Below are 26400 nucleotides of genomic sequence, written 5' to 3' on the forward strand. Positions count from 1 at the left end.
GCCGGTACTCACTTGTAGGGGCAAAGGCGCATATGAGGGGCGCTGCGCAAAGGTCGGCAGCCCACGCACAACGATTTGTCATTCCGGTGCGATCAACGCAATGATCATCCGGGGACGCGCAAGGTTGCTGCATTACGCCCGTGAAGGCCCGCCTCATAGGGTGCTCGTCTGTACGTGGCGTGGCGGGGACCCCGCTCGGTGGGTTCCTGCCCTCGCGGGGCTCCGCCGCTCCCCGGACGCAATGACCGGCAGGATTAAGGAGCCAGCGCGTGCTCGACCAAGGCGCACCCCCGCACGACCGCACAGCGACCGCCCCCGCAACCCAGGGCCTCGCCGCGCGCCTCATGCGGCGCAAGCCCGTGGAACGCCTGGTCGCGGAGGGCGGCCAGGGCGAGGGGGGCTCGCTTCGGCGCTCCCTGGGCCTGTGGCAGCTGACCATGATCAGCATCGGTGCCACCCTCGGCACCGGCATCTTCGTCGTCCTCGGCGAGGCCGTCCCCAAGGCGGGCCCGGCGGTCACCCTGTCCTTCGTGATCGCCGGCCTCACCGCGCTGTTCTCCGCCCTGTCCTACGCCGAGCTGGCGGGCACCATCCCGGTCTCCGGCTCCTCGTACTCGTACGCATACGCAACGATGGGCGAACTGATCGCCTGGGTCTGCGGCTGGTGCCTGCTCCTGGAGTACGGCGTCTCGGTGGCCGCCGTGGCCGTCGGCTGGGGCGAGTACCTGAACGAGCTGCTGGACGGCACCATCGGCGTGACCATCCCGACGGTCCTGTCGGCCCCGCCCGGCCAGGGCGGTGTCTTCAACCTGCCCGCCCTGATCGTCGTCCTGCTCGGCATGGTGTTCCTGCTCGGCGGCGCCAAGGAGTCCGCGCGGGCCAACACCGTCATGGTGTCCGTGAAGATCGCCGCGCTGATCCTCTTCTGCGCCATCGGCTTCATGGGCTTCAAGTCCGGCAACTACTCCCACTTCATGCCGCTCGGCATGGCGGGCGTCAGCGCGGCCGGTGCGACGCTGTTCTTCTCGTACATCGGCTTCGACGCCGCCTCCACCGCCGGTGAGGAGGCCAAGGACGCCCAGCGCGACCTGCCCCGCGCGATCATGCTGTCCCTGGTCATCGTGACCGCGCTGTACGTCCTCGTCGCGGCCGTGGCCGTGGGTGCCTGGCCGTGGCGGAAGTTCAAGGACTCCGAGGCCGCGCTCGCGCAGATCATGACGGACGTCACCGGGCAGAGCTTCTGGGGCACCCTGCTGGCGTTCTGCGCGGTCATCGCCATCGCGAGTGTCGTCCTGACCGTGCTCTACGGCCAGACCCGCATCCTGTTCGCCATGTCCCGCGACGGCCTGGTGCCCAAGATCTTCGCCAGGGTCCACCCGAAGACCGGCGCCCCGCGCGCCAACACGGTCATCGTGTCGGTGTTCTGCGGTGTCCTCGCCGCCGCGATCCCGCTCGGCCAGCTCGCGGACGCCACCAGCATCGGCACGCTGTTCGCCTTCGCTCTGGTCAACGTGGCCGTCGTGGTGCTGCGCCGGACCCGCCCGGCGATGCACCGCACCTTCCGGGTGCCGCTGTCGCCGGTGCTGCCCGCGCTGGGCTTCGCGTTCTGCGTGTGGATGATGGGCAGCCTGTCGGCCGTCACCTGGATCGTGTTCGGTGTCTGGATGGCCGTCGGGCTCGTGTTCTACTTCGTGTACGGCTACCGCCGCTCCCGTCTCGCGACCGGTGACGACCTCGCGGTGACGGCAGAGAAGTGACCGAACCGAAGAAGTGAACCACCCCCTGTGCTGAACGAGCTCGACGAACGCATCGTGCACGCCCTCGCCGAGGACGCCCGCCGCTCCTACGCGGACATCGGGCAGATGGTCGGCCTGTCCGCGCCCGCGGTGAAGCGGCGCGTGGACCGGCTGCGCGCCACCGGAGCGATCACCGGGTTCACCGTGCGGGTGGATCCGGCGGCGCTCGGCTGGGAGACCGAGGGGTACATCGAGATCTACTGCCGGCCCAACACCTCGCCGGACACCATCCAGCGCGGTCTGGAGCGCTATCAGGAGGTCGTGGCCGCGTCGACCGTCACCGGTGACGCGGACGCGATCGCCCAGGTGTTCGCTTCCGACATGCGGCACTTCGAGCGAGTGCTGGAGCGGATCGCGGGGGAGCCGTTCGTGGAGCGGACCAAGTCGGTGCTGGTGCTGTCCCCGTTGCTGCGACGGTTCTCTTCCGGGGCGCCGGGATAGGGCGGATCCGGCACAGGGCGGATCACGGCCCGGGGCGCATTGTCGTATGCCGGGTGCGGGTGGTCCATGGCTTGTCGCGCAGTTCCCCGCGCCCCTACGGGGCGCCGACCGCCCGCAGCATGCGGCGCATCACCGCCGCGTGGGTGCCGGTGCCGATCACCAGCAAGCGGTACAGCCTCCCGGCCGGGCCGGGGAACACGGCCCGGGTCTCCGCGCTCACGCGCGTGCGGCCCGGGCTTTCCGGTGTCAGGCGGAAGGTCAGGGTGTACGCCGAGAAGCGGTGGCGTCCGGTGAGAGTCAGTTCCCGCTCCGGGTCCGCCGCCGTCACGCGGAAACCGCGGACGGTGGAGCCCACGGACAGCGGCCGCGGACCGGACGCGGTCCGGTCGGCGACACCGACCAGCCGGGTGTAGGCGGCCCCGCCGCGTCCCGCGAAGGAGCGGCCCATGACCTCGCCGATCGTCCGCCAGACGACGTCCGCACCCGCCGGGACGACGGTCGTGTGCGTGTCCACGTACGGCAGCGGCACGGTCCGGACGTAGGTCATGTGCTCCCCCTTCGCACCGGCCTCAGTCCGCGGTCTTGCGGGCCAGGGCGTTGTTCCCGATGGAATTGTGCACACTGAAGCTCACCGCGTCCGAGCGGTACCGGTCGTCCGACCACTCCACCGGGCGCCCTTCGCGGGTCGTCGTCACCCGCCGCACCCGCAGCAGCGGACTCGTACGGCGGACACCCAGCAGCTCGGCGTCCTGTGCGCCCGCCGCGACGGCGTCGATGATGTGCTCGCCGTAGGCGAAGACCAACCCCGTGGTGTCGTACAGCCGTTGCGTGACCGAGGGACAGTCCGGCTCGATCGACTCGACCGCAGGGGATATCCAGTCGGCGTACACGGTCCGCTCCAGCAGCACCGGCTCGCCGTCCAGGCCGCGCACCCGCAGCACGTGCAACACCGGTGTGCCGAGGGGCAGTTGGAGACGTACGGCGTCCTCGTGCGTCGCCGGGCGGTACTCCTGGGACACCACCTTGCCCGTGGCCTCGCGGCCCATCGCGCGGGCCCACTGGGCGAAGCTGCGCAGTTCCTCGAAGCTCTGGCTGCGGCGGCTGGCGAGCACGACGCGCCGGGCGCCCTGACGGGAGCCGATGAGCCCCTCGGCGGTCAGGGCCGCGACGGCCTGGCGGACCGTGCCGCGCGAGACGCCGTATGTCCCGGCGAGCTCCGACTCCGAGGGCAGCCGGCTGCCGACCGTGTACTCCTCGCGGTCGATCGCGCGCCGCAGCTCGTCGGCGATCTCCTCGTGTCGCGCCGTCATGCTTCCCCTCTGCTCGGGTCACTGTGCACAGCGTGACCAGCCTAATCGAGACCTGAGCGTGATCTGAAACGGTCTGGATTGTGCAGCCAACCAGGGGCCAAAGTTTCGCTCCCGTTTACAGACAGGACACCGCGAGCGGGCGTACTGTGACGCAACTTGTTCAGACAAGTTCTCCGCAACCCTCATGCGTCCCCCTGGAGAGACCGTGACCGTGTCCCTGCCGAGAAACGCCGTCCTCGGCGGCTCCCTCGCCGTCGTCGCCGCGCTCGCGCTCAGTGCCTGCGGCGCCGCCCCCGACAAGGCGTCGACCACCACCAAGGACGGCAAGAACGCCGCCACCGCCACCTCCGCGGCCGACTTCGGCGGCATGGACGCCCTGGTCAAGGCGGCCAAGAAGGAAGGCACGCTGCACATCATCGCGGTGCCCCGCGACTGGGCCAACTACGGCGCGATCATCGACGGCTTCCAGAAGAAGTACGGCATCAAGATCCAGGACGAGAGCCCCGACGGCACCAGCCAGGACGAGATCAACGCCGTCACCACCCGCAAGGGCCAGGACCGCGCCCCCGACGTCCTCGACCTCGGCTCCTCCTTCGCCCTGAGCGCCGCCCAGCAGGGCCTGCTCGCGCCCTACAAGGTGGCCTCCTACGCCGACATCCCCGAGGCGCAGAAGGACCCGCAGGCCCGCTGGTACAACGACTACGGCGGCTACATCTCCATCGGCTGCGACGACAAGCGCGTCAAGGAGTGCCCGACCAGCTTCAAGGACCTGCTCAAGCCCGAGTACAAGGGCCAGGTCGCCCTCAACGGCAACCCCACCAAGTCCGGCTCCGCCTTCGGCGGCGTCTACGCGGCGGCCCTCGCGAACGGCGGCTCCTTCGACAGCATCCAGCCCGGCCTGGACTTCTTCGCCAAGCTGAAGAAGAGCGGCAACTACACGCCCGTCGAGTCCACCCCGGCCACCGTCGAGAAGGGCGAGACGCCCCTCTCCATCGACTGGGACTACCTGAACGCCGGCTACGCCAAGGAGTTCAAGTCCAAGGGCCTCGACTGGAAGGTCGTCATCCCGAGCGACGGCCAGTACGCCCAGTACTACTCCCAGGCCATCAACAAGGACGCCCCGCACCCCGCGGCCGCCCGCCTGTGGCAGGAGTACCTCTACAGCACCGAGGGCCAGAACCTGTGGCTCCAGGGCTACGCCCGCCCGGCCCTGATGGCCACCATGGACAAGGCCGGCACCCTCGACAAGACGGCCGCCGCCCAGCTGCCGAAGGTCACCGGCACGCCCTCCTTCCCGACCGAGGACCAGCAGAGCAAGGCCAAGACGGTCATCGCCCAGGGCTGGGGTAAGGCCGTCTCCGGATGACCGCCGCTCTCCCGCGCGCGGACGTGGCGCCCGTCGCTTCGGCGAAGCGGCGGCGCCGCGCCCCCGGCTGGCTGGCGGTCGTACCGCTGCTGGTCTTCGTCGCCATCGCCTTCGGCCTGCCCGCCGTCGCCATCGCGAACGGCGCCTTCTCGGTCGACGACGCCACCACCGGCGCCACCCACTACACCGGCGCCAACATGACGGCCTCGCTGCAGGGCCCGTTCCTCACCGCCCTGCTCGGCAGCGTCAAGCTGTCCGCGATCTCCGCCGCGCTCGGCGCCCTGCTCGGGCTGCCGCTCGCCCAGGCCGTGGTCAGCTCCCGCTCCCGCTGGCTGCGCGAGGCCGTGCTGACCGCCTCCGGCGTGCTCGCCAACTTCGGCGGTGTCCCGCTGGCCTTCGCCTTCGTCGCCACCCTCGGCAACGCGGGCGTCCTCACCGTCCATCTGGGCCTGAAGGACACCGGCTGGGACCTCTACAGCTTCTGGGGCCTGATCCTGGTCTACCTGTACTTCCTCATCCCGCTCATGGTCCTCACCATCACCCCGGCGCTGGACGGCCTGCGCTCCCAGTGGCGCGAGGCCGCCCTGAACAACGGCGCCACCGGTGCGCAGTACTGGCGGCACGTGGCCCTGCCCGTGCTCGCGCCCTCGCTGCTCGGCGGCCTGGTCCTGCTGTTCGGCAGCGCCTTCGCCGCCTACGCCACCGCCGCCGCCATGGTCGGCAGCGCGGTCCCGCTGGTCACCCTGCAGATCGCCGACGCCCTGTCCGGCAACGTACTGGTCGGCCAGGAGAACGTCGCCCTCGCCCTCAGCCTCGACATGGTCCTGGTGGCGGGCCTGGTGATGGCCGTGTACCTGCCCCTTCAGCGACGGAGTGCCCGATGGCTCGACGCCTGACCCTCTGGCGGTGGGTCGTCCTCGGCCTCGCCGCCCTGTACTTCCTGGTGCCGCTCGCCGCCTCCGCGATCTTCACGGTCGACGTGCCCGGCCAGGGCCTCACCTTCGACGCCTACACCAGGATCCTCTCCGCCGACGGCTTCGTCTCCAGCCTGCTGCTCTCGCTGGAGCTGGCGGTCGCCACCATCGCGGTCGTCCTGCTGCTGATGGTGCCCGCCGTGGTCGCGCTCCGGCTCGGCTCGCCCCGGCTGCGGCCGGTGGTGGAGGTGGTGTGCTCGCTGCCGCTGGTGGTGCCGCCCATCGCGTTCGTCGCCGGGATCGCCACCGTCCTCAAGTGGGGGCCGGAGCATTTGTCCCGGACCCCGCTGTTCGAGACGTTCGTGGTGATCCAGAACGACCGATTCCCCGTCGTGCTGGTCCTCGCCTACGTCGTGATGGCCCTGCCGTTCGTCTACCGGGCCCTGGACGCCGGCCTGCGCGCCATCGACGTGCGGACCCTCGTCGAGGCGGCCCGCAGCTGTGGCGCCTCCTGGCCGAAGGCCCTCGTCCGGGCCGTCCTGCCCAATCTGCGCGGGGCCCTGCTGAACGCCTCCTTCCTCACCCTGGCCCTGGTCCTCGGCGAGTTCACGGTCTCCCATCTGCTCGGCTACACCCCCTTCGCCGTGTGGATCTACAACGTCGGCGGCGAGCAGGCCCAGATGTCCGTCGCCGTCTCCGTGCTCAGCCTGCTCGTCACCTGGGCCCTGCTCCTCGCGCTCGCCGGTGCCGGCGGCGGACGCAACCGAACCGCCAACTCCCGGGGATGAACACACACCATGACCGCCACCACGCTTGAGAAGGCCGTTGCCGAAAAGGCCGCCACCGTCGAATTCCGCTCACTGCGACGGGAGTTCGGGGCCACCGTCGCCCTCGACGGGCTCGACCTGACCGTCCGCCCGGGGGAGTTCCTGGCCCTGCTCGGCCCCTCCGGCTGCGGCAAGACCACCGCGCTGCGCATGCTCGCCGGTTTCGAACACCCCGACTCCGGCGCCGTACTGGTGGACGGCGAGGACGTCACGCACGTCCCGGCCCACCGCCGGGACGCCGGCATGGTATTCCAGTCGTACAGCCTCTTCCCGCACCTGAACGCCGTCGACAACGTCGCCTTCGGACTGCGCATGCGCGGCGTCCGCACGGCCGAACGGCGCGCACGGGCCGCGGAGTTGCTGGAACTGGTCGGCCTCGCCGACAAGGGCGAGCGTTACCCGCACCAGCTCTCCGGCGGCCAGCAGCAGCGCATCGCGCTGGCCCGCGCCCTGGCCCTGCGCCCGCGCGTGCTCCTGCTCGACGAGCCGCTGTCCGCGCTGGACGCCAAGGTGCGGCTCACCCTGCGCGAGGAGATCCGCCGGCTCCAGCAGGAGCTCGGCATCACCACCCTGTTCGTGACGCACGACCAGGAAGAGGCGCTCTCGGTCGCCGACCGGGTCGCCGTCATGCGCGCCGGCCGCCTCGAACAGTGCGCCGAACCGGCCGAGTTGTACGGCCGTCCCGCCACCGCCTTCGTCGCCGAGTTCGTCGGCACCATGAGCCGGATCCCGGGCGAGCTGAAGGACGGCACGGCCGAGGTGCTCGGGCAGCGGCTGCCGGCCGACGGCGAGGTGCCCGACGGCGAGGTGGACGTGCTGGTGCGGCCCGAGGCCGTACAGGTGCGTCCGGACGAGCAGGGCACCGCCCGCATCGTCGCCACCGCCTTCCTCGGCGCGGTCGTCCGGGTCACCGTACGGCTCGCCGACGGCACCGAGGTCAAGGCCGACCTGCCCGCCCACGAGGCCACCGGGCTCGGCGCCGGAACCGCCGTCGGCGTGTCGCTGCCCGAGCGGCCGGTGCTCGTGGCCGAACGTATCCAGAAGTGAGGAATTTCCCGAACGTGACCCCCCACACCCATCAACACCCGCTGCAGGCCGTTCTGTTCGACATGGACGGCACGCTCGTCGACACCGAGCGGCTGTGGTGGGAGGCGGTCGAGCAGATCGCCGGGCGCCCGCTGACCGAGGCCGACCAGCCCGACGTGCTCGGCCGCCCGGTCGAGCACACCGCCGCCTGGCTCGGTACGGCGACCGGCCGGCCGGCGGCGGACCTCGCGGCCGAGCTGCACCGCGAGTTCGCCGACCGCGTCCGCACCGGGATCGTGCCCCGGCCCGGCGCGCTGGACCTGCTGGACGCGCTGGCCGCCGCCGGCGTCCCCGCCGCCCTGGTCACCGCGTCCCCGCGGGCGGTCGCCGACCTCGTCCTCGACGCCCTCGGCGCCGACCGGTTCGCGGCCTCCGTCACCGCCGACGACACCGCCCGCACCAAGCCGGCCCCCGACCCCTACCGGGCCGCCTGCCGGGCCCTCGGCGTCGACCCCGCCGCCTGCGTGGCCGTCGAGGACACCGAGACCGGCGTCGCCTCCGCCGAGGCCGCCGGCTGTGCCGTCCTCGCCGTGCCGTCCCTCGCACCGATCGGCACCGCGCCCGGCCGGACCGTACGGGACAGCCTCAGCGGGGTCACGGTCGAGGAGCTGCGGCGCATGGTGACGCCCGAACTGCGGGTCATGAGCTGGAACCTGTGGCTGGGCGGCAGCGAGGTCGACGACCACCGGGCCAAGCAGCTCAAGGTCATCCTGGAGAGCGGCGCCGATGTCGTCGGACTCCAGGAGACGGGCGGAACCGCCGCCCAGGAACTGGCCGAGGCGCTCGGCTGGCACCACCACCGGGCCGGTGAGAACCTCGGTGTCATCAGCCGCCACCCCGTCACCGCCCGCTTCGGCGACCCGGACGTCGGCTTCTACGGCGCCGCGGGCGTCCGGATCGCCGTGGCCCCCGGCCGCGAGGTGGACGTCTGGACCGCGCACCTGCACTACACGCCGTACGGCCCCTACGAGTCCGCCTTCGACGGGCTGCCGGCGCGGGAGCTGATCGCCCACGAGGAGCTGCGGCTGACCCAGATGCGGGACGCGCTGGCGCGTATCGCCGGCTCCTCGCGCGAGGGCGTTCCGGTCGTCCTGGTCGGCGACTTCAACTGCCCCTCCCACCTGGACTGGCCGGACGTGGCCTGGCCGGTGACGAGGGCCGCCGAGGAGGCGGGCTTCGCCGACTCCTACCGCGAGGCCCACCCGGACCCCGCCGCCGAGCCCGGCCACACCTGGTCGCCGATCCACCCGGTGCACGAGGACGGCAGCGGACGGCCCGAGCCGCAGGACCGGATCGACTACGTCCTGCACCGGGGCCTGACCGTACGGGACGCGCGGACCCTCGTCACCGGCAGCCCGCGGCCCTGGCCCGACGTCGCGGACAACGACTGGCCCTCCGACCACGCGGCGGTCGTCACCACGTTCTCCTTGACCAGGACGTGACTCCGGGTTACCCCAGGTCACCATTGCGGTACGGGGTGACCATCCCGTAGGTTGTGCCGCGCTCATCGCCCGCTACTGACTGGTAACACCGGCAGGTACCCATGCGCTGGCCCCTCGGCCGTCCCACCACCGTCCGCACGCGGATCGTGGCGCTCGCGCTCGCCCCGGCCGTCGCGCTGATGGCGCTGTGGAGCTTCGCGATGGTGTCCGTCACCGCCGAACTGCGCGCGCTGATCCGGCTCCAGGGGGTGTACGAGGACTTCGGCACCCCCGTGGACACCGCGGTCGGGCAGATCCAGATCGAGCGCCGGATGTCCGCCGCCTACCTGGGCGCCCGCCTCGACACGGCCACGGCCGCCCAGCTGCTCGAACAGCAGCGCCGTACCGACCGGGCCGTGGACGCCATGCGGCAGGCGATCCGGGGCGGCGACCGCAGCCGGCTCACGGCCCGGCAGCGGCAGGCGCTGGACGCCATGGACGCGGCGACCGGGCAACTGGACGGGCTGCGCTCGCAGGTGCTGTCCCGGCACATCAGCTGGGACCGGGCCGTCGGCGAGTACAGCGCGCTGGTCGAGCCCGGCTTCGACGTGCAGTCCACGCTCACCTCCCTGCAGGCCGGACAGCTCGCCCGCGAGGCGCAGGTCGTCATCGAGCTGGTGCGGGTACGGGAGTTCGTCTCGCGGGAGGACGCGCTGGTCGCCGGGGCGCGGGCGGCCGGCACGCTGACGGACGGGCAGTACGGCACCCTGACCGCGACCATCGAGGACCGGCGGGTGTTCCAGCGGACGTACGTGCCGGACCTGCCCGCCGACTCGCGCACCCTGTTCGAGGACTTCCAGCGCGGGAACCTGTACGGCTCGCTGGCGCGCGGCGAGGACGCGCTGCTGCGGGCCGGGGCCGCGGGCGCCGGGCGGGCCGTCGCGGCGGACACCTGGCGGTCCACCACCGACCGGGCCGTGAAGCGGTACATGCAGCTGTGCACCCAGTCCGCCGAGAACTCCGCGGCACGCGGGCGGGCCTTCGCCTACCGGGAGCTGACCAAGTCGGCCGTCGTCGGCGTGGTGGGGCTCGCCGCCGTGGCGCTGTCGCTGTGGTTCGCGGTGCGCGGTGCGCGACGCATCTCGCGGCGCCTGGAGACCCTGCGGGACGCGGCCGACGTCCTGACTCAGCGTCAGCTGCCCGAGGTCATGCGGAAGCTGAGTGCCGGCGAGGAGGTCGACGCGGTGGCGGAGGCGCCGCCGCTGGCCGCCGACGAGGTGCGCGACGACGAGATCGGGCAGGTCGGCCGGTCCTTCAACACCGCGCGGCTCGCCGCCGTCGAGGCGGCCGTCACACAGGCGACGCTGCGCCGCGGCCTGTTCGCGGTGCTGCTCAACATCGCCCGCCGCAACCAGGCACTCGTGCACCGCCAGTTGAAGCTCGTCGACACCCTGGAACGGCGCACCGAGGACCCCGACGTCCTGCGCGAGCTGTTCCGCATCGACCACCTGACCACGCGCATGCGCCGGCACGCGGAGAGCCTGATCATCCTCTCCGGCGCCGCGCCCGGCCGCCGCTGGCGCCGGCCCGTGCCGATCGCGGACGTCGTCGCCTCGGCCGTCGGCGAGATCGAGGACTACGCCCGCGTGGTCGTGCCGCCGATGCCGGAGATCGGCGTCGCGGCGGACGCGGTCGCCGACGTCGTCCATCTCGTCGCCGAACTCCTGGAGAACGCCACGGTGTTCTCGCCGCCGCACACCCGGGTCACCCTGCGCACCGGGCGGGTCGGCAGCGGGTTCGTGATCGAGATCGACGACCGGGGCCTCGGCCTCGACGCCGAGGCACGCACCCACGCCCACGCCACCCTCACCGACCCCGACGCCTTCGACCCCACCCGCCACGACCGCCTCGGCCTCTACGTCGTCGGCCGCCTCGCCGCCCACCACGGCATCGAGGTGAGCCTGGGGGACTCGCCGTACGGCGGCACGACGGCGGTGGTTCTGCTGCCGCAGGCGGTGCTGGCGGAGCCGACCGACCCCGTCGAGCCCGTTGCGGCGGGGCGGAGTGGCCTACGGCAGACCGGAGAGGCGGAGGACGCGCGGCCTGGGGCGGGTGCCCCGGACGGCCGCACGCTGCCCGCGCACGGCCGCGCCGACGGCCTCGCCACCGTACGGGAGCTGCCGTCGAGGGGCCGGCCCCCAGTCGCTCCGGATGCGGGGGACTTGCCCTCGGGGGGCGGGTTCGGGGCGTCTGCGGGTGTGGCCGAGTCGCCGTCGGGGAAGCGGGCCGGTTCCGCTTCCGGCGCGGGTGGGTTGCCCACGCGGAGGCGGCCCATGGCCCGGCCCTCCGGCGACGAGGGGAGTGCCATGGCCCCGGAGCCGCCTGCCGGGCGGGAACCGGCACACCTGTCGGCTCCCGAGCCGGAGGCCCCCGCCCTCCCCACCCGGATCCGCCAGGCCTCCCTCGCCCGGGAGCTGCGGGAAGACCCGCCGCCCCCGCCGGAGACGGCACCCGGGCGGGAGGTCGACGCCGAGGAGATGCGGGCGATCTTCGGCGCCTTCCAGCGCGGCCTCGACCGCGGCCGAAAGGGCCTGCCGGCGACCGACCCGACGGCCCGCAGCTCCGGAACCGCGAAGCCGACGGAACGGCAGCTCCCCAGGGGCGCGGGAGACAGCGCGTCCAGCCCCCACGCACCCGCACCCCCACGCACATCCGCGCCGGACCACGCACGCGCACCCGCTCCTGACGAGGCACGCGCACCCGCCCCCGACCACGCCGCCCCCACCGACGCCGCCCCCGCCCCCCTGACCAGCCACGCCGACGAAGGGACCGACACCGGTCATGAACGGTGACGACCAGACCCCGGAGCCGCAGGACCCGCCCGCCGGAGCGCCCGGTACGGACCTGGGCTGGCTGCTGGACGACCTCGTGGCGCGCACCGAGCACGTCCGCCAGGCCGTGCTGCTGACCGCCGACGGCCTCCCGCTCAGCAGCTCGGACGGGATGCGCCGGCGGGACATCGAGCATCTGGCCGCCGTCTGCTCCGGCTTCCACGGCCTGGCCCGCTCGGCGGGTGAGCGGTTCGCCGTGGGCGCGGTGCGGCAGACCGTGGTGATGCTCGACGACGCCTACCTCTTCATCACCCCGGCCGGGCACGGCAGCCGGCTCGCCGTCCTCAGCGAGGCCGGCACCGACGTCGGCCAGCTCGCCCACGAGATGGCCCTGCTCGTCCGCCGCCTCGGCCGCCGCCTGGACGCGGCCGCCCGCAGCCCCAGATGATCCCGCGGTGAGCGACGAGCACTGGTACGAGGACGAGACCGGGTCCATGGTGCGCCCCTACACGGTGACCCACGGCCGCACCCGGCCCTCGGGCGCGCACGCCATCGACCTGATGTCCCGGGTCACCGCGGTGGACGCCGACGCGCCGGGAGCCGACGTCGATCACGCCCGTGCCGCCCTGCTCGACCTGGTGCGGCGCGGCCCGCGTCCCGTGGTGGAGCTGGCCGCGGACGCCGACCTGCCCCTGACCGTCCTCCGGGTGCTGCTCGGTGACCTGGCCGAGGCGGGCCTGGTCCGTATCGACGCGCCCCGCCGCCACCCGGCCGGCGGCCCGGCGGCCGACCCGGGGCTGCTGCGGGAGATCGTGGAGCGGCTGCGGGAGATCTAGGGTTTGTCACGGCTGTGTGCGAGAGCGGTGCCGACCGGAACGCATCAGCGGCGGTGGGGGATCTCAGGAGGTGGCACGTCACCGATACCCCGAAGGGGAACCATGCGCGTCCACAAGCTCTCGCTGCTCGCCGTCGTCGCCGTCGCAGGCCTGTCGCTCACCGCCTGCCAGGGCAGCGGCAAGAGCTCGTCCGGCTCCGGCGACTCCTCCGCCCCGAGCTCGCAGAGCTCCGCCTCCCAGGGCTCCGGCACCCAGGCCTCCGACGGCAGTGCGGCCTCCACCGGCACCTCCGGCAAGGGCACCGCCACCGGCCGGTCCGGCGCGAGCGGCGGCGGCACGGCCGCGGGCGGCGCCTCCGGTGCCTGCCCGACCTCCCACCTCGCCTTCAGCACCTCCGGCGGCATGGCCGAGGGCACCCTCGTCGTCAACCTGAAGAACACCGGCTCCGCCACCTGCACCCTCAAGGGCTTCCCCGGCGCCGACCTCAAGAGCAAGGACGGCACGGTCAGCGCCGAGCGGAGCACGGTCGCCCCGGTCGCGGTCAGCGTCAAGCCGGGCGAGGAGACCCGCTTCACCCTGCACTACCCGCCGAACACCTCCGGCGGCAGCGGTGAGACCTTCACCGGTCTCGTCGTCACCCCGCCGAACGAGACCCACTCGCGCACCCTGCCCGTCAGCATCAACGTGCCGGTCTCGGACGGCAGCGGCCCCGCCGTCACCGTCGACCCCGTCGGCACCGGCAAGTAGCCGGACCCAGAGCTTCGGCTGCCAGGGCACGACCCCGAAGTCACCCGTGCCCTGCTTCACCTTCTCGAAGCGCGTGGAAGACACGCACGGCGGCAGGTCCCCGGTGTCCGCGGGACTGCCGACCCCCGCCCAGCCGCAGCGACCTCGCCGCCGGTCACCCGCGCGGCGGCCTCCCGCTGTGCGTGCTCCGCCGCCGGCCGGGGAGGGTGCGCCCCGCCGGCCGAGGCCAGTGCCGCCCCGGCCGTGCCGGCGGTGATCAGCAGGAGCGGCGGAACGGGCACACATCGCTCCGCAGGCGGGAACCCACCTCCGCCGTCCGCTGGGGAACCCCGGCCGTGACCTGCGCCTCGGGGAGGACGGGATGCGGCCCCGAGTGGGCGCAACGAATCGCCGTCCGACCCGCATTCCACGCAACGAACCGCGCACAGGCGCGCAACGGCTCCTTCTTGTCCGGCCGAGCGCGCCGACCGTACCTTCTTAATGACCCCCTAACCCCCTGCGTCCGGTGAGGAACACGCATGCGCACCGCCCTCCTCCAGAGCTCCGGCCGCCCCGGCTCGATCGCCGAGAACCTCAAGGTCCTGGACGAGGCCGCGGGCCGTGCCGCCGCCGCGGGTGCCGCGCTGCTCGCCGCACCGGAGATGTTCCTCACCGGGTACGCGATCGGCGACGACATCGCCCGCCTCGCCGAGCCCGCCGACGGCGACAGCGCGGACGCGATCGCCGAGCTGGCCCACCGGCACGGCCTGGCGATCGTCTACGGCTACCCGGAGCGCGACGGCGAGACCGTCTACAACTCCGCCCAGCTGATCTCCGCGGACGGCACCCGGCTCGCGAACTACCGCAAGACCCACCTCTTCGGCTGCTTCGAGCGCGACCACTTCACGCCCGGCGAGCAGCCGGTCGTCCAGGCCGAGCTGAACGGCCTCACCGTCGGCCTGATGATCTGCTACGACGTGGAGTTCCCGGAGAACGTCCGCGCCCACGCCCTGGCCGGAACCGACCTCCTCGTCGTCCCGACCGCGCAGATGCACCCCTTCCAGTTCGTCGCCGAGGCCCTGGTGCCGGTGCGTGCCTGGGAGAACCAGATGTACGTCGCGTACGTCAACCGGGTCGGCCGGGAAGGGGAGTTCGAGTTCGTCGGCCTCTCCGTCCTCGCCGGTCCCGACGGCGTCGCCCGCACCCGGGCCGGCCGCGCCGAGCAGCTGGTGCTCGCCGACGCCGACCCCGCCTTCCTGGCCGCCTCCCGCGAGGCCAACCCGTACCTGCAGGACCGCCGCCCCGGTCTGTACGGGTCGCTCGGCTGAGCCGCCGCAAAAAGCCTCCCCCCTGTTTCACCTCGTGCAAGGAGTCCGTACCCCATGACGTCCACGGTGCCCAACGCCGTCGAGCACACCGACGAGCAGCAGCCGCCGATCACCATGTTCGGCCCGGACTTCCCCTACGCCTACGACGACTTCCTCGCCCACCCGGCGGGCCTCGGTCAGATACCCGCGACCGAGCACGGCACCGAGGTCGCGGTCATCGGCGGCGGCCTGTCCGGCATCGTCGCCGCCTACGAGCTGATGAAGATGGGCCTCAAGCCCGTCGTCTACGAGGCGGACCAGATCGGCGGCCGGCTGCGCACCGTCGGCTTCGAGGGCTGCGACGAGACGCTGACGGCCGAGATGGGCGCGATGCGCTTCCCGCCGTCCTCCACCGCCCTGCAGCACTACATCGACATGGTGGGGCTGGAGACCAGGCCGTTCCCGAACCCGCTGGCCGAGGCCACCCCCTCGACCGTCGTGGACCTCAAGGGCGAGTCGCACTACGCCGAGACCGTCGACGACCTGCCCCAGGTGTACCGGGACGTCGCCGACGCCTGGAACAGGTGCCTCGACGAGGGCGCCGACTTCTCCGACATGAACCGCGCCATGCGCGAGCGGGACGTCCCGCGCATCCGCGAGATCTGGTCGAAGCTGGTCGAGAAGCTCGACAACCAGACCTTCTACGGCTTCCTCTGCGACTCCGAGGCCTTCAAGTCCTTCCGGCACCGCGAGATCTTCGGCCAGGTCGGCTTCGGCACCGGCGGCTGGGACACCGACTTCCCGAACTCCATCCTGGAGATCCTGCGCGTCGTCTACACCGAGGCCGACGACCACCACCGCGGCATCGTCGGCGGCTCCCAGCAGCTGCCGCTGCGCCTGTGGGAGCGCGCGCCGGAGAAGATCGTCCACTGGCCGTACGGCACCTCGCTGAAGTCCCTGCACGTCGACGGCGAGCCGCGCCCGGCCGTGACCCGGCTGCACCGCACCGCGGGCAACCAGATCACGGTGACCGACGCGAACGGCGACATCCGCACCTACAAGGCGGCGATCTTCACCGCCCAGTCCTGGATGCTGCTGTCCAAGATCGCCTGCGACGACTCGCTCTTCCCGATCGACCACTGGACGGCGATCGAGCGCACCCACTACATGGAGAGCTCCAAGCTCTTCGTCCCGGTCGACCGGCCGTTCTGGCTGGACAAGGACGAGGAGACCGGCCGGGACATCATGTCGATGACGCTGACCGACCGCATGACCCGCGGCACCTACCTCCTCGACAACGGCCCGGACCAGCCCGCCGTCATCTGCCTGTCGTACACCTGGTGCGACGACAGCCTGAAGTGGCTGCCGCTGTCCGCGAACGAGCGGATGGAGGTCATGCTGAAGTCGCTCGGCGAGATCTACCCGAAGGTCGACATCCGGAAGCACATCATCGGCAACCCGGTGACGGTCTCCTGGGAGAACGAGCCCTACTTCATGGGCGCGTTCAAGGCCAACCTGCCCGGCCACTACCGCTACCAGCGGCGCCTGTTCACCCACTTCATGCAGGACCGGCTGCCCGAGGACAAGCGGGGCATCTTCCTCGCCGGCGACGACATCTCCTGGACGGCCGGCTGGGCCGAGGGCGCGATCCAGACCGCGCTGAACGCGGTCTGGGGCGTCATGCACCACTTCGGCGGCGAGACCGACCCGGCCAACCCCGGCCCGGGTGACGTGTACGACGAGATCGCCCCTGTGGAGCTGCCCGAGGACTGACCAGAACAACGAGCAAGGACCAAGGCGCGGGCGGCCGGACTCAGACTCCGGCCGCCCGCGCCTTCTCGAACACCTCCGCGGCGACGTCCGTCAGCTCCTGCGCGTCCCGCGCGGTGCCCTGGAGGTCGATGAGGATCTCGTCCAGGCCGATGCCGGCGTACTCCACGAGGTCGGTCACGATCTGGTCGACATCGCCCTGGAAGGGCCGGCGGTCCGCCCCGTCGTACGGCTTCGCCTGGCGGCTGGTGTTGACCCGCAGCACGGTCCGGATGGGCTTCGTACGGCCCCGCTCCTCGGCCAGCTCCCGCAACCGCCGCCACTGTGCGCCGACTCCCTCCGCGCTGAACCCCGCGGGCAGCCAGCCGTCGGCATGGTCGACGAGCCTGCGGAAGGCCCGCTCGTTGCTCGCCGCCAGCATCACCGGGATCGGCCGGGCGGGCTTGGGCCCGACCACGGCGGAGGCGATCCTGGTCAACTGGCCCTCGTAGACGACCGGATCCGGACCCCACACCGCCCGGCACACCTCGATGATCTCGTCCAGCACCCTGCCGCGCTCCTCGAAGGGCCGGACGGAGGAGGCCGCGTACTCGTCCAGGGACCAGCCGGTGCCGAAGCCCGCGATCACCCGGCCCCCGCTCGCCGTGTCCAGCGAGGCCAGGGCCTTCGCGAGCTGGAACGGCACGTGGAGCGGCGCCACCAGGACGCTGGAGCCCAGCTCCGCCCGCTCGGTGGCCGCCGCGGCGAGGGTGAGGGTGACCAGCGGGTCCGCAACGTTCCGGTACTGGTCGGGCCAGGGCAGGCCGTCGACGCCGTACAGACCCTGGGTGGCGGGCTCCGGGAACAGAGCGCGCTCGAAGACCCACAGGCTGTCGTAGCCGATCCGTTCGGCGGCGCGTGCCACCGCGGGCACGTCCGAGCCGATCGAGTACTGCCGCATCTGGGGAAGACTCAGGCCGAGCCGGGTCGCCATACCGCTGCTCCTTTGTGATCGGATACTCGGCGGGCAACGTACGGCGACGACCGCGGTGTTCCGAAGGCGGCTCGCGCAGGGGCGGATTCCGGCCAGGTTCAGTCGGCGAGCGGCGTCAGCAGCATCCGCCCCGCGAACCCCACCGCCGTGTCCAGCCGTTCGGCGAACTCCTCGGTCATGTCGGCGCAGTGGCGCAGCGCCCACAGGGCCCGCGCCGCCACCCAGGCCGCGTCGCGGGCCCGCTCCAGGCTCCAGGAACCCAGCAGATGGGTGAGCGGGTCGGCGATCTGCAGCAGATCGGGACCCGGCATCAGATCCTCGCGGATGCGCTCCTCCAGCGCGACGAGGAGCTCGCCCACGCGGTCGAACTCGTCCTCCAGGTCGGGCGGTTCGCAGCCGAGCGTATGACAGGCGTCCACCACGGCGAGCGCCAGGTCGTGCCCGATGTGCGCGTTGATCCCCGCCAGCGCGAACTGCAGTGGACGTACCCCGGGATGGCGGCGGAGCTGGAACAGCGGACGCCAGCAGGCGGGCGGACGGCGGTCGGCGGCCGCCGCGTCGACCGCCGCGAGATAGCGCTCGGCGAACCGCACGTCCAGCGCGATCGCCGCCCGTGGATCCGGGAACTCCCCGGTGTCCAGGCGCCGGTCGATCTCCTCGGTGACGGTGAGGTAGACGCGGTTGAACACGGCGACACCGTCCCGCTCGGGCAGCGCCGCAGAGATCGCGCGCATCCGGGAGACGACCGCGTCGACGGGAGTGGTGAGGTGTTCCAACTGCGCCATGGGGGAAGGGTCCCAGCCCTGGCCCGCCCGGCACACCGACCGGCCGGGGACATCGCCGGAACGGGGGAACGGACCGCCGCGGTGCGGGATGCGAGGGGAGTGGCAGGGTGTCGGGCTCACGTGCCCGGCGCCTCCGACGCCAGGCCACTCCGGCTGGAACCCGCCGGAAAAGCAGGCCTCGCCTGCGACCGCCGGATCCTCGACGCGCTCGCCGGCCCTGGACACCGGCGAGGCCCGGATCGACGCCTGGCTGTGGGTGAAGCCGCCGGGGGAGTCCGACGGCTGCCGGGGTGCGGCCGGGACGTTCACGCCGTCGTACGCCTACGACTTGGCGCGCGGAGCCCCCTTCTTGTCGGCCTCCGTGTCGTAGGCGGAGGTGCCCTCGTCCAGCAGCGGCTCCTGCCGCTTCAGATGGGCCGGGGCGAAGGCGCGCAGCGCGTGGTAGCCGGTGATGACGACCAGGGTGCCGAGGGCGATGCCGCTGAGCGAGAAGGTGCCGGTGAACTTCAGGCTGACGTTGCCGACGCCGATGATGATGCCCGCGGCGGCCGGCACCAGGTTCAGCGGGTTGCGCAGGTCCACCTTGGCGTGCAGCCAGATCTGGGCGCCGAGCAGGCCGATCATGCCGTAGAGGATCACGGTGATGCCGCCGAGCACACCGCCCGGGATCGCGGCCACGACCGCGCCGAACTTCGGGCAGATGCCGAAGAGCAGGGCGAAGCCGGCCGCGGCCCAGTAGGCGGCGGTGGAGTAGACGCGGGTCGCCGCCATCACGCCGATGTTCTCGGAGTAGGTGGTGTTCGGCGGGCCGCCCCACCGCGGTGGACAGCATGGACCCGACGCCGTCCGCCGAGATCGCCGTACCGAGCCTGTCGTCCAGCGGGTCGCCGGTCATCTCGCCGACCGCCTTGACGTGGCCCGCGTTCTCCGCGACGAGGGCGATGACGACCGGCAGCGCGACCAGGATCGCCGACCACTGGAAGGACGGCCCGTGGAAATGCGGCAGTCCGATCCAGTGGGTCCTGGAGACGCCGGAGAGGTCGAGGCGCCAGTGGTCGGTGACCTTGCCGCTCGGGCTCATGGAGTGGATCTTGCCGAAGATCCGGTCGGAGGCCCAGGAGATGCCGTAGCCGAAGACCAGCCCGAGGAAGATCGCGACACGGGACCAGAAGCCGCGCAGGCAGACCACGGCCAGCCCCGTGAACAGCATGACCAGCAGGGCCGTCCACTGGTCCTGCGGCCAGTAGGTGGAGGCGGTCACCGGGGCGAGGTTGAGGCCGATCAGCATGACGACCGCGCCGGTGACGATCGGCGGCATGGCCGCGTGGATGATCCGCGCCCCGAAGCGCTGCACCGCGAGCCCCACCAGGAACAGCGCCACACCGACGACGAACACCGCGCCGGTCACCGTGGCACTCGTACCCCCCTGTGCGCGGATGACGGCGGCCACGCCCACGAACGACAGGGAGCAGCCCAGATAGCTCGGCACGCGGCCGCGGGTGGCGAGCAGGAAGATCGCGGTCGCCGCGCCCGACATCATGATGGCCAGGTTCGGGTCCAGGCCCATCAGGACGGGCGCGACGAAGGACGCGCCGAACATCGCGACCACGTGCTGGGCGCCCAGGCCCACCGTGCGGGGCCAGGAGAGCCGTTCGTCGGGGCGTACCACCGCTCCGGGCGCGGGCGTGCGCCCGTCACCGTGCAGCTTCCAGCGCACGCCGAGGTCCACGGTGGGGTTTCGCTTTCTTACGTACGTGAAGACGGTCCGAGCCATTGTCAGGGGTGACGAGCGGTTCTACGCTCGCACGGTCCTACTCATGAATTGAGTTCATGTATATGACTCGCGCTGATCGATGGCAGATCGGAGTGCTCGATGAGTGGAAGATCCCGTGCGGCCGTGCTGCTGGCCGCGGTGGTGACGTTCGGGGCCGCGCTCGTCCCGTCCGCGCACGCCGCGCACGCCCCCTCCGTGCCGAAGGCCCCGAGGACCGCCGTCCTCGACGGCGGCCGGCTCCAGCAGACCCGCGCCCGCCTCGGCCGGGACCCCCGACTCCAGCGCGCACTGCGGGACTTGACCACCCGCGCCGACGCCTGGCTGGACCAGGGCCCCTGGACGGTCGTCGACAAGCCGAGGCCCGCACCCGGCGGTGACGTCCACGAGTACCTGAGCCAGGCCCCCTACTGGTGGCCCACGACCACTCCCACCGCCGACAACCCCTGGGGCTGCCCGTACGTCCAGCGCGACGGGCAGCGCAACCCCGAGGTCGACAGCGGAACGGACCGGCAGGACGCGGAGAAGGTCTTCGACTCGACGTACGACCTCGCGCTCGCCTGGTACTACACCGGCAAGCCGGCCTACGCCGCGAAGGCCGGGCAGATCCTGCGCACCTGGTTCCTCGACCCGGCCACCCGGATGAACCCCGACCTGGAGCACGCCCAGTTCATCCCGTGCACGTACGACGGCCGGGCCATCGGCATCATCGACTTCTCCCAGTCGTACACCGGCGTCCTCGACGCGCAGGCGATCCTGGCCGCCGGCGCCCCCGGCTGGAGCGCCGAGGACCGCACCGCGATGGGCAGGTGGAACGCCGACTTCCTGAACTGGCTGAGGAACAGCGACTTCGGCAAACAGGAGGGCGCGGCCGCCAACAACCACGGCACCTTCTACGACATGCAGCTCGCCGCCCTCGCCTACGCCACCGGCGACACCGCGCTGGCCCGGCGGACCGTGCTCGAGGCGCGCGCCAAGCGGATCGACCCGCAGATCGCCGCCGACGGCAGCCAGCCCCAGGAGCTCGCCCGCACCCGCAGCTGGCACTACTCCACCTTCGACCTGGTCGCCTACACCCGGCTCGCGGCCATCGGCCGGCACGTGGGCGTGAACCTGTGGTCGTACCAGGGCCCGGACGGCCAGAGCCTGTTCAGGGCGGTCGGCTATCTGCTGCCGGCCGCGACCGGCGCCGCCGCGTGGTCGCATCCTGAGCTGGAGTTCCACCGGTACGCGGCCACCGATGTCGTGCACGCGGCGGCCGACGCCGGGGACGCCGCGGCCGCCGCGGCCGCGCCGAAGCTGGAGGCGCCGCCCGGCGGGGACCTGTGGGCGCTGCGGCCCGCCGCCGAGCAGCTGGACTCCATAGCGGGCTGACCGGCCGGGCCAGGTCAGGGCTCCTGAGCGGTCGCTTAGTATGGAACCGCCCCAGGGAAGCGTCCTGGGGAACCGTCCCCGCAGCGATGTTCAGGAGCCGCCCCCGTGACCGCCGAAGCCCCGATCGCGCCCGTCGTCTCCCACGGCCGGCTGATCCCCGTCACCGTGCACTTCGACGACCTCGACGCGCTCGGGCTCCTGCACAACGCCCGCTATCCCCTGCTGGTCGAGCGCGCCTGGACGGAGCTGTGGAGCGAGCACGGCGTCCGCTTCGACGGCGACTGGCACGCGGCCGGCGACGCCTGCAACGCGGTCCGCGAACTGCGCATCGGCTACGAGGCGCCGGTGACCAGCCCCGGCACCTACGCCGTCCACCTCTGGCTGGACCGGCTCGGCACCACCGGACTGACCTACGGCTTCCGCTTCTGCTCGGCCGACGGGACGCGGACCTACGCCCAGGGCACCCGGGTGCTGGTCCGGCTCGACGCCACGACCCTGCGCCCGGCGCCCTGGTCCGACGCCTTCAGGGCCGTGGGCCGGGAACTGCTGCGGCCGGCCGGCTGACCTCGGTCCGGCCGCCGCGCTCGGCGCTGCGCAGCACGCCCGCGCACACCGCGAGTCCGCACGCCAGCGCCGTCACCACGCAGAACGACACCACCAGGCTGGTCGCCTGGGCCACCCCGCCGATCAGGCTCGGCGCGATCAGGCCCGAGGTGTAGGTGATCGTCGCCACGCCGGCTATGGCCTGGCTCGGGTTGGGCCCGGCATGCCCGGCCGCCGCGAAGCACAGCGGTACGACCACCGCGATGCCGAGCCCCATCAGCGCGAACCCGCCCATCGCCACCGCCGGATACCCGGCGAACACGATCAGCAGACCACCCAGCCCGGCCAGGACGCCGCCGGCCCGGACGGTACGGACCGCGCCGAACCGGTTCACCACCGCGTCCCCGGCGATCCGGGCCACCGCCATCGTCAGCATGAACCCGGTCGTGCAGGCCGCGGCGACTCCCGCCGAGCTGTCCAGCCGGTCCCGCAGGAACACCGCCGACCAGTCCAGGCTCGCGCCCTCCGCGAACACCGCGCAGAAGCCGACCGTGCCGATCAGCAGCGCCGAGCGGGGCGGCAGCGCGAACCGCGGTGGCGGCTCCTCGTCCTCGGCCGGCTGCAGGTCCAGCACCCAGGTGCAGGCCACCAGGCCGAGCACGGTCAGGACGGCCGAGGCGAGTGAGAAGTGCAGGCGGGCGTCGGAGCCGAGGTGCGCCGCCAGTGTGCCGGCCGCCGAGCCGACCAGCGCGCCCGCGCTCCACATGCCGTGCAGCCCCGACATGATCGACCTGTCCAGCAGCCGCTCGACCTCGACACCGAGGGCGTTCATGGCCACGTCGGCCATGCCCGCACTCGCGCCGTAGGTGAACATCGCCAGGCACAGGGTGTACAGGTTCGGCGCGAGGGACGGAAGGACCAGGGAGAGCGTCCACAGCGCGAGCAGTCCGCGCAGGGCCGTACGGCTGCCGTAGCGATGGCTGATCCGGCCCGCCAGCGGCATCGCGCACGAGGCACCGAACGCCGTGAAGGCCAGCGCGAACCCCAGCAGGCCCGCGCCGAGCGAGGCATGCACCTGGATCCACGGCACCCGCGTGGCGAAGGAACCGGTCACGGCGCCGTGCACGGCGAACACGGCCGCCACGGCGTACCGGGCGCGCCTCACTTCGTCGCGCGCGTCACCCACGTCACTCATGTCCCAGTCCCTCCCCAGGGTCGCCGCTGCGGCATGGGCCGTAAACTATCAGGGAGCCTGCCTGATAGATAGGCGGTTCTACAGCCGCCGTCGGCGCCGCCATCGGCGTCCCCCGGTGCGGCGATCTGGAAGGATTCCCGTCATGCCCGCATCACCCAGCACCGCCCGGGCCATCAACGACCGCCTGGCCCTGCGTCTGCTGCAGCAGGAAGGCCCGCTCACGGCCGGGCAGTTGAAGCAGCTGACGGGCCTGTCCCGGCCGACGGTCGCCGACCTCGTGGAACGGCTCACCGCCGCCGGGCTGATCACAGTGGTCGGCAAGTCCGGTGAGCAGCGCCGGGGCCCCAACGCCCGCCTGTACGGCATCGTCGCCGACCGGGCCCACCTGGCCGCGCTCGACGTCCGCACCAGCGGTGTCTTCGTGCTGGTCTCCGACCTCGTCGGACGGGTGCTGGCCGAGGCGTCCGTGCCGATCGACGGCGACACCGGGACCGGGCCCGCCGTGGAGCAGGTGGTGGCGGCCGTGGAGCGGACCGCGAAGGAGGCCGGGGCGATGGGGGCGCCACCGCGCGAGGGCGTTCGAGCGTGGGGGAGGCTGCACACCGTCGGCATCGGCGCGCCGGGCCTCATCGACCCGGCCACCGGCGACCTGCGCGACTCCGGCGGCCTGCCCGCCTGGCACCGCAGCCTGGCCGCCGCGCTGCAGGAACGGCTGCCCGGGGCCCGCGTCACCGTGGAGAACGAGACCAACCTCGCCGCCCTGGCCGAGCAGCGCGAGGGCGCCGCCCGGGACCGGGACACCTTCGTGCTGCTCTGGCTGGGCCATGGCGTGGGCGCGGCGGTGGTCCTCGACGGCACCCTCCGCCGCGGCGCCTCGGGCGGCACGGGCGAGATCGGCTTCCTGCCGGTACCGGGCACCGACTCACTGCCCTCGGCCAGGGACTGCGACGGCGGCTTCCACTCCCTGACGGGCGCCGCGGCGATCGGCGCCCTGGCGGCGGAGCACGGCCTGCCGGTACCGGCCGTGATGGACGGACCGGGGATCGCGGGGCTGGTGCGCGCTGCGGCGGGGGAGATGACGGCCGGCCCGCAGACCGGCGCAGCGCCCACCTCGGCCGCCCGATTCCTGCACGCCCTCGCCGACCGGGTCGCCATCGGGGCCGCCTCCGTCGCCGCCGTCCTCGATCCGGGGTGCGTGGTCCTGGGCGGGGAGGTGGGGCAGGCCGGGGGAGTGGTGCTCGCCGGACTCGTGGCGGAACGCTTGCGGCGGATGTCACCGTTGGCCACCGAGGTACGGGCGAGCAGCTTCGGTGGGGCGGCGGTGCTGAGGGGGGCGCTGCTGACCGCGCGTGAGCGGGCCCAGGACGAACTCTTCGCCCCACCGGAGCGTTAGGGCCTGTCGGACAAGCCCCGTCGGCCGCCCTGACTCGCCGGGGCGATGTCGATTGGCCCAGAAGGATGGCCCTCATCGGGTGCGGCGCGTTGTTCTTCGTATGGTCCGGACTCCTTGTTACTGTCCGTCGGCAAAACTCGGGACCAATTGGCCGTACGGTGAGGGAATTCTCGATGCGCGAAATCTCATACGAGGAACAAACGGTCAGGTCCGGCAATCCGCTGGCACGTTTCGCCCATCGCACTCGCATGAGGATGGGAATCGATCTCGTCGCCGAGCTGTGTGCGAAGAGCGGCACCGTTCTCGATTTTGGCGCAGGACCGGGCCTTTTTCTGCACCTGCTGGGCGAGGTGCGCCCCGACACCACGCTCGTCGGACACGATCCCTACATGGCGCCGACGTTTCCGGAACTGAAATATGCGGAATCGCTGGACAGCGTCGCGTCGCACAGTGTCGACGTCCTGACGGCGTTCGAGGTTTGCGAGCATCTTTACGATGAGGAAGTCGATACGCTACTGAAAGACGCATCGCGTATTCTCGACCGGAATGGCGCGCTCGTGATTTCTGTACCGATCATGTACGGCCTGGCGATCGTGCCGAAGGTGTCGAACTGGATGATTCGCAGCCGATCGCTCAGGTCGGAATACAGGCCTTCAGACGTGCTGAAGGCCATGGTCGGAATGCGAGTGAGCCGGCCGCAGAACCCGCGCACGACGCACAAGGGTTTCGACTTTCGTGAACTGCGAGAGGTGGTGCGCGAGCGGTTTCACATCGATGCCGTGCACCTGAGCCCGGTGCGGCATGCGCCCTGGTGGTTGAGCTCGCAGTGCTTCATGATCTGCCGGCCGAAGGCGAGAGGCTGAGGCGGCTGGGCCCGCGCGTCCGATCAGGTCGTCGCGCAGGCGCCGGGGTGCTCAGCCCGTCCTGTTCTCGAACCGTCGTGCCAGGTACTCCTCGAAGCTGCCCTTGCCCACCGCCTGCTCCGGTGCCAGATGGCCGCCCGCGCGGAAGGCGCGATAGGTCGTGCCGAGGAGGGGTATGTTCGCCACGGCCCGGCGCCGTCCGGTCGCCCGGAGATAGGCGCGGGCCAGCGAGTCGAGCGACCGTACCTCCGGACCGCCCATGTCCGGCACCCGACCGGCCGGTTCCGAGACGGCCAACTCGACGAGGCGAGCGGCCACTTCGGCCACCTCCACCGGCTGGTCCGGCACCCCGGCCGGCACCGGCATGACGGGCGCCTTGGCCAACCCCTGGAACAGCGTCACCAGCAGGTCGTGGAACTGCGTGGCCCGCAGCACGGTCCAGCCGAGACCCGACTCCTCGATCCGCCGCTCCACCGCGAGCTTGGACCGGTAGTAGCCGAACGGCACCCGGTCGACCCCCACGATGGAGATGTACACCAGGTGGCCCACCCCGGCCCGCCGTGCCGCCGCGATCAGATGCCCGGCCGCCTGCTCGTCCCCGCCCCGCGGACTGCTCGCGCAGTGCACCACCGTCTCCACCCCGGCGAGCGCGGCGTCGAGACCGCTTCCGCCCACGCGCAGATCGACGGCGTACGGCGGTGTGTGCCGGCTGAGCACCCGCACCTCGTGCCCCTCCGCCCGCAGCCGCTCCGTCACACACCGGCCGAGCGTGCCGGTCCCGCCGGTCACCAGGATCGTGGTCATGCTGTTCCCGTCCCTCCGGACTCCGCGTGCCCCGGGTCGGAGCACCTTCGACAGCTGAGACCACGCAG

23 protein-coding genes and 2 pseudogenes are annotated in these 26400 nt (G+C 72.3%); 18 read left to right on the plus strand and 7 right to left on the minus strand.

Translation table 11 applies throughout. The features are described from left to right. The first annotated feature begins 269 nt into the window (after positions 1 to 269). Together ACWDEN_RS39730 and ACWDEN_RS39735 are read left to right on the plus strand one after the other, a co-directional pair. The gene (locus ACWDEN_RS39730) at positions 270 to 1757 is read left to right on the plus strand and encodes an amino acid permease (RefSeq protein ID WP_351609299.1); all 1488 of its coding nucleotides are present in this window, start codon (positions 270 to 272) and stop codon (positions 1755 to 1757) included. A 27-nt stretch (positions 1758 to 1784) separates the two neighbouring features. After that, on the plus strand, positions 1785 to 2237 hold the full coding sequence (locus ACWDEN_RS39735; RefSeq protein WP_351609297.1) for an Lrp/AsnC family transcriptional regulator: 453 nt from the start codon (positions 1785 to 1787) through the stop codon (positions 2235 to 2237). 94 nt (positions 2238 to 2331) lie between these two features. Here ACWDEN_RS39735 and ACWDEN_RS39740 read toward each other — a convergent pair whose 3' ends face one another. Together ACWDEN_RS39740 and ACWDEN_RS39745 are read right to left on the minus strand one after the other, a co-directional pair. After that, a complete protein-coding gene (locus tag ACWDEN_RS39740) occupies positions 2332 to 2784 on the minus strand; it encodes a hypothetical protein (RefSeq protein ID WP_450862808.1) in 453 nt (150 codons plus the stop codon). Positions 2785 to 2806: 22 nt separating this feature from the next. Continuing rightward, positions 2807 to 3547: a GntR family transcriptional regulator gene (locus ACWDEN_RS39745; RefSeq protein WP_351609291.1), complete on the minus strand. Its 741-nt coding sequence runs from the start codon at positions 3545 to 3547 to the stop codon at positions 2807 to 2809. 205 nt (positions 3548 to 3752) lie between these two features. Between ACWDEN_RS39745 and ACWDEN_RS39750 the strand changes: the two genes are divergently transcribed. The 11 genes from ACWDEN_RS39750 (at position 3753) to ACWDEN_RS39800 (ending at position 16634) form a co-directional block, all read left to right on the plus strand. Next, positions 3753 to 4913, plus strand: a complete 1161-nt coding sequence (locus tag ACWDEN_RS39750) for an ABC transporter substrate-binding protein (protein WP_351609288.1) — start codon at positions 3753 to 3755, stop codon at positions 4911 to 4913. Beyond that, on the plus strand, positions 4910 to 5809 hold the full coding sequence (locus ACWDEN_RS39755; protein WP_450862811.1) for an ABC transporter permease: 900 nt from the start codon (positions 4910 to 4912) through the stop codon (positions 5807 to 5809). Before ACWDEN_RS39750 ends, ACWDEN_RS39755 begins: the two co-directional genes overlap by 4 nt. Further along, positions 5794 to 6615, plus strand: a complete 822-nt coding sequence (locus tag ACWDEN_RS39760) for an ABC transporter permease (RefSeq protein ID WP_351609282.1) — start codon at positions 5794 to 5796, stop codon at positions 6613 to 6615. The genes ACWDEN_RS39755 and ACWDEN_RS39760 overlap by 16 nt, the downstream gene beginning before the upstream one ends. A 9-nt stretch (positions 6616 to 6624) precedes the next feature. Beyond that, complete coding sequence (locus ACWDEN_RS39765) at positions 6625 to 7701, plus strand: ABC transporter ATP-binding protein (protein WP_351609279.1); 1077 nt, start codon at positions 6625 to 6627, stop codon at positions 7699 to 7701. 14 nt (positions 7702 to 7715) lie between these two features. Continuing rightward, on the plus strand, positions 7716 to 9182 hold the full coding sequence (locus tag ACWDEN_RS39770) for an HAD-IA family hydrolase (RefSeq protein WP_450862813.1): 1467 nt from the start codon (positions 7716 to 7718) through the stop codon (positions 9180 to 9182). Between the two features lie 101 nt (positions 9183 to 9283). Then, complete coding sequence (locus ACWDEN_RS39775) at positions 9284 to 12013, plus strand: nitrate- and nitrite sensing domain-containing protein (protein WP_450862815.1); 2730 nt, start codon at positions 9284 to 9286, stop codon at positions 12011 to 12013. Then, positions 12003 to 12440, plus strand: coding sequence for a roadblock/LC7 domain-containing protein (locus ACWDEN_RS39780; protein WP_450862817.1), 438 nt, complete (start codon positions 12003 to 12005; stop codon positions 12438 to 12440). The genes ACWDEN_RS39775 and ACWDEN_RS39780 overlap by 11 nt, the downstream gene beginning before the upstream one ends. Positions 12441 to 12447: 7 nt before the next feature. Then, entirely contained in the window at positions 12448 to 12828 is a 381-nt protein-coding gene (locus ACWDEN_RS39785; RefSeq protein WP_450862819.1) for a DUF742 domain-containing protein, read from the plus strand. A gap of 102 nt (positions 12829 to 12930) precedes the next feature. Continuing rightward, positions 12931 to 13575, plus strand: coding sequence for a DUF4232 domain-containing protein (locus ACWDEN_RS39790; protein WP_450862820.1), 645 nt, complete (start codon positions 12931 to 12933; stop codon positions 13573 to 13575). Positions 13576 to 14093: 518 nt separating this feature from the next. Then, on the plus strand, positions 14094 to 14882 hold the full coding sequence (locus ACWDEN_RS39795) for a carbon-nitrogen hydrolase family protein (RefSeq protein ID WP_450862822.1): 789 nt from the start codon (positions 14094 to 14096) through the stop codon (positions 14880 to 14882). Positions 14883 to 14936: 54 nt separating this feature from the next. Then, positions 14937 to 16634 (plus strand): flavin monoamine oxidase family protein, encoded by a 1698-nt coding sequence (locus ACWDEN_RS39800; RefSeq protein ID WP_450862824.1) that lies wholly within the window; start codon positions 14937 to 14939, stop codon positions 16632 to 16634. Between the two features lie 40 nt (positions 16635 to 16674). Here ACWDEN_RS39800 and ACWDEN_RS39805 read toward each other — a convergent pair whose 3' ends face one another. Both ACWDEN_RS39805 and ACWDEN_RS39810 read right to left on the minus strand, forming a co-directional pair. Continuing rightward, positions 16675 to 17604, minus strand: a complete 930-nt coding sequence (locus ACWDEN_RS39805) for an LLM class F420-dependent oxidoreductase (protein WP_450862826.1) — start codon at positions 17602 to 17604, stop codon at positions 16675 to 16677. 98 nt (positions 17605 to 17702) lie between these two features. Further along, a complete protein-coding gene (locus tag ACWDEN_RS39810; RefSeq protein WP_351609257.1) occupies positions 17703 to 18389 on the minus strand; it encodes a DUF5995 family protein in 687 nt (228 codons plus the stop codon). Between the two features lie 205 nt (positions 18390 to 18594). On the opposite strand from ACWDEN_RS39810, the pseudogene ACWDEN_RS39815 reads away from it, so the two are divergent. After that, a pseudogene (locus ACWDEN_RS39815) lies at positions 18595 to 18759 on the plus strand (glycoside hydrolase family 6 protein); the annotation flags it as partial. Here the strand turns inward: ACWDEN_RS39815 and ACWDEN_RS39820 are convergent. After that, positions 18711 to 20118: pseudogene (locus tag ACWDEN_RS39820) on the minus strand (uracil-xanthine permease family protein). The pseudogenes ACWDEN_RS39815 and ACWDEN_RS39820 sit on opposite strands and share 49 nt — an antisense overlap. A 144-nt stretch (positions 20119 to 20262) precedes the next feature. Here ACWDEN_RS39820 and ACWDEN_RS39825 point away from each other — a divergent pair. After that, positions 20263 to 21534: an alginate lyase family protein gene (locus ACWDEN_RS39825; RefSeq protein WP_450862828.1), complete on the plus strand. Its 1272-nt coding sequence runs from the start codon at positions 20263 to 20265 to the stop codon at positions 21532 to 21534. Positions 21535 to 21639: 105 nt separating this feature from the next. Next, entirely contained in the window at positions 21640 to 22098 is a 459-nt protein-coding gene (locus ACWDEN_RS39830; protein ID WP_450862830.1) for an acyl-CoA thioesterase, read from the plus strand. Here the strand turns inward: ACWDEN_RS39830 and ACWDEN_RS39835 are convergent. After that, positions 22058 to 23272, minus strand: a complete 1215-nt coding sequence (locus tag ACWDEN_RS39835; RefSeq protein WP_450862832.1) for an MFS transporter — start codon at positions 23270 to 23272, stop codon at positions 22058 to 22060. The two genes, ACWDEN_RS39830 and ACWDEN_RS39835, sit on opposite strands and share 41 nt — an antisense overlap. Before the next feature lie 142 nt (positions 23273 to 23414). Here ACWDEN_RS39835 and ACWDEN_RS39840 point away from each other — a divergent pair, with 142 nt between their 5' ends. Both ACWDEN_RS39840 and ACWDEN_RS39845 read left to right on the plus strand, forming a co-directional pair. After that, a complete protein-coding gene (locus tag ACWDEN_RS39840; RefSeq protein ID WP_450862834.1) occupies positions 23415 to 24665 on the plus strand; it encodes an ROK family transcriptional regulator in 1251 nt (416 codons plus the stop codon). Positions 24666 to 24838: 173 nt separating this feature from the next. Then, complete coding sequence (locus tag ACWDEN_RS39845) at positions 24839 to 25528, plus strand: methyltransferase domain-containing protein (RefSeq protein WP_450862836.1); 690 nt, start codon at positions 24839 to 24841, stop codon at positions 25526 to 25528. Positions 25529 to 25579: 51 nt separating this feature from the next. Here the strand turns inward: ACWDEN_RS39845 and ACWDEN_RS39850 are convergent, their stop codons facing one another. Beyond that, positions 25580 to 26332, minus strand: coding sequence for an SDR family oxidoreductase (locus tag ACWDEN_RS39850; RefSeq protein WP_450862838.1), 753 nt, complete (start codon positions 26330 to 26332; stop codon positions 25580 to 25582). Positions 26333 to 26400: the final 68 nt, after the last annotated feature.

Source organism: Streptomyces sp. NPDC001153 (assembly GCF_053598315.1).